Origin of the sequence: Streptomyces solincola, from assembly GCF_002982015.1 — a bacterium.
Classification (GTDB): domain Bacteria; phylum Actinomycetota; class Actinomycetes; order Streptomycetales; family Streptomycetaceae; genus Streptomyces; species Streptomyces solincola.
In genome coordinates, this window is sequence record NZ_PVLV01000592.1 from 1 (window position 1) to 3,245 (window position 3,245).

A 3,245-nucleotide genomic window follows, 5' to 3' on the forward strand; every position below is an offset into this window, starting at 1 on the left:
GACATAGCCCGCGCCGTCACCGCCCTCGCCGAGACCCTGGCCCGCTTCGGCCACACCGTCACCGAGGCCCGCCCCCGCTACGGCCTGATCGGTCTCGGCTTCCTGCCCCGCGCCACCGCCGGCATCGCCGCCTACGCCGACCGCCACCCCGACCCCGCCCTGCTCGACGCCCGCACCCGCGGGGCCACCCGCACCGGCCACCGCCTGGCCGGCCGCGCCCTGCGCGCCGCTCGCGCCCGGGAGACCCGCCAGCACGCCCGTATCGGCGCGATCTTCGACGATCACGACGTCGTCCTCGCCCCCACCACGGCCGCCCCGCCGCCCCGCGTCGGCGCGTTCGACGGCCTGCCCGGCTGGCGCACCGACCTCACCATGGCCGCCGCCTGCCCCTACGCCTGGCCGTGGAACGTCCTCGGCTGGCCCGCCGTCAACGTCCCCGCCGGCCTCACCGCCGGCGGCCTGCCCGTCGGCGCGCAGCTCCTCGGCCCCGCCGCGTCCGAACCCCGCCTGATCTCCCTCGCCGCCCAGCTCGAAGCCGAGCTGAAGTGGCACGAACGCACCCCGCCGGCCGCCGCCTGACCCGCGGCGTACGGCCGTGCCTCCCGGGGTGGACCCGGGACGGCCGCGTCCAGGGCGACACCTGCCACCTCGACGTCGTCGACCGCCGGGGCAACATGGTCTCCGCCACCCCCCCAGCGGCGGCTGGCTCCAGTCCGACCCGGCCGTGCCCGAGCCGGGCCTCCCGCTCGGCACCCGGCTCCAGACGGCCTGGCTCGGCCCCGGGCTGCCCGGCTCGCCCACCCCCGGCCGCCGCCCCGCACCACCCTCTCGCCGTCCCTGGCGCTGCGCGACGGGCAGCCGGTGACGGTCTTCGGCACCCCCGGCGGCGACCATCAGGACCAGTGGCAGCTCCACTTCCCGCTCGCCGTCGCGCACGGCGGACTGGACCTCCAGGCCGCCGTCGACGTGCCCGACCGGCACACCGAGTCCTTCCCCGGCGCCTTCCACCCGCGCGGCATGCGGCCCGGCACGCTCACCGCGGAGTCCCGCACCGACCCGGCGGTCGTCGCCGCACTGCGCCGCCGCGGCCACCGCGTCACCGTCGGCGGACCCTGGCCCGAGGGCCGGATGTGCGCCGTCGCCCGCGATCCGCGCACCGGCGTGCTCACCGCCGCCGCCGACCCGCGCGCGGCATGCAGGGATACGCCGTCGGACGCTGACGGCCCCCACCGGGTCCGCGCGCGGCCGCCCGGCCCCCCCCCGTTCGGCCGGGCGTCGCACCGCGGGCCGGCTGTGATTGGCTGGAGGCATGATCGAAGCCTTTCTCGACCCCGCCACCGGATCCCTGCCCCAGGTCGAGGAGGCGGTGCGCGCCGCGGCCGCCGCCGAGATCATGCCGCGCTGGCGGCAGCTCGCCGCCCACGAGGTCATCGAGAAGAGCGGCCCGCACGACCTGGTCACCGTCGCCGACCGGCTCGCCGAGCAGCACCTGACCGCCTCCCTCACCGCGCTGCTGCCCGGCTCCGTCGTCGTCGGCGAGGAGTCCGTGCACGCCGACCCGGCGCTCTACGGGGCGCTGGAGCGCGACGCCCCGGTGTGGATCGTAGACCCCGTCGACGGCACCCGCCAGTTCGTCCGCGGCGAGGCCGGCTTCTGCACCCTGGTCGCCCTCGCCCTGCGCGGCGAACTCCTCGCCTCCTGGACCTTCGCCCCGGCCCGGGACCGGATGGCCACCGCGGTACGCGGCCGGGGCGCGCGACTGGACGGCGCGGAGCTGCTCGCCGGCTCCCCCGAGCCCGGCGCGCCGCTGCGGGTCGCGATGTCCCACCCGGACTACACCACCCCCGACCAGAAGGCCGCGCTGCTCGGTCTGGACGCCGAGGGCGTCGCCGCCCGCTCCTGCGGGGCGGCGGGCCTGGAGTACCTGGCGGTGGCGAGCGGCGAGCTGGACGCGGTCGCGTTCTCCTGGGAGTTCGCCTGGGACCACGCCGCCGGACTGCTGCTGGTCCAGGAGGCCGGCGGCGCGCAGACGACCCTGACCGGCGAGCCCTACCGGATCGCCGGCGGCAACGCCCTGCCGTTCACCGCGGCCCGGGACCGGGCCACCGCCGCCCGGATACGGGACCTGCTCGACGCCGCCCGCTGAGCCGCCCCGTCCCACCGGCCCCATATCCTTGAGGGCCCTGGCCGGAAGTGCCCGGCCGCCGGCTGACGAAGGAGTCCACGGTGCCGTCGATGCTCGATGCCGTCGTCGTAGGGGCGGGACCCAACGGACTGACCGCCGCCGCCGAACTGGCCCGTCGCGGCTTCTCCACGGCCGTCTTCGAGGCCCGGGACACCGTCGGCGGCGGCGCCCGCACCGAGGAGCTGACCCTCCCCGGCTTCCGCCACGACCCCTGCTCCGCCGTGCATCCCCTCGGCATCGCCTCGCCCGCCTTCAACGCCATGCCCCTGGACCGGTACGGCCTGACGTGGCTCCAGCCCGAACTGCCCATGGCGCACCCCTTCGACGACGGCACCGCCGCCGTGCTGGCCCGCTCGGTGGCCGAGACCGCCGCCTCCTTCGGCCCCCGGGACGCCGGGACCTACCGCCGGCTGGTCGAGCCCTTCACCGGCACCTGGGACACCCTCGTCCGGGACTTCATGTCGCTGCCGCTCACCGCCCTGCCCCGCGACCCGGTCACCCTCGCCCGCTTCGGCATCGCCGGCCTCCCCCCGTACACCTGGCTGATGCGGCGCTTCCGCGACGACCGGGCGCGTGCCCTGATCGGCGGACTGGTCGCCCATGTGATGGCCCCCTTCCACGGCCCGGCGACCAGCGCGATCGGGCTGGTCTTCGCGCTCGCCGCGCACGCCTCCGGCTGGCCCATGCCGCGCGGCGGCTCCCAGTCCATCTCCGACGCCCTCACCGGGTACCTGCGCGACCTCGGCGGCGAGGTCCACACCTCCTACGAGGTCAAGCGGCTGGACGACCTCCCGCCCGCCCGCGCCTACGTCTTCGACACCTCGCCCACCGCGCTCGCCCGGATCGCCGGTCTCGGCCGCCACTACGACGGCTTCCGCTACGGCGCCGCCGCCTTCAAGATCGATTACGCCCTGGACGGCCCCGTCCCCTGGACCGCCGAGCCCCCGCGCCGCGCCGGCACCGTGCAGATCGGCCCCACCAGCCGCGACATCGCCACCGCCCTGCGCCAGGCGTCCAGCGGCGACACCGCCCCCCTGTCTCTTATACACATCTCCGCGCC

The 3,245-nt window shown here is 77.2% G+C and carries 3 protein-coding genes and 1 pseudogene; all 4 read left to right on the plus strand.

The window, feature by feature from the left end; all coding sequences use genetic code 11:
- A partial coding sequence (locus tag C6N75_RS31880; RefSeq protein ID WP_258177648.1) for an amidase family protein occupies positions 1 to 579 on the plus strand: 579 nt, incomplete at its 5' end.
- Between the two features lie 38 nt (positions 580 to 617).
- Positions 618 to 1,220: pseudogene (locus C6N75_RS31885) on the plus strand (gamma-glutamyltransferase); the annotation flags it as partial.
- An 89-nt stretch (positions 1,221 to 1,309) separates the two neighbouring features.
- Positions 1,310 to 2,146, plus strand: coding sequence for an inositol monophosphatase family protein (locus C6N75_RS27805; protein WP_105871621.1), 837 nt, complete (start codon positions 1,310 to 1,312; stop codon positions 2,144 to 2,146).
- Positions 2,147 to 2,226: 80 nt separating this feature from the next.
- Positions 2,227 to 3,245: phytoene desaturase family protein (locus C6N75_RS27810; RefSeq protein ID WP_258177650.1), on the plus strand; the 1,019-nt coding region annotated here is incomplete at its 3' end.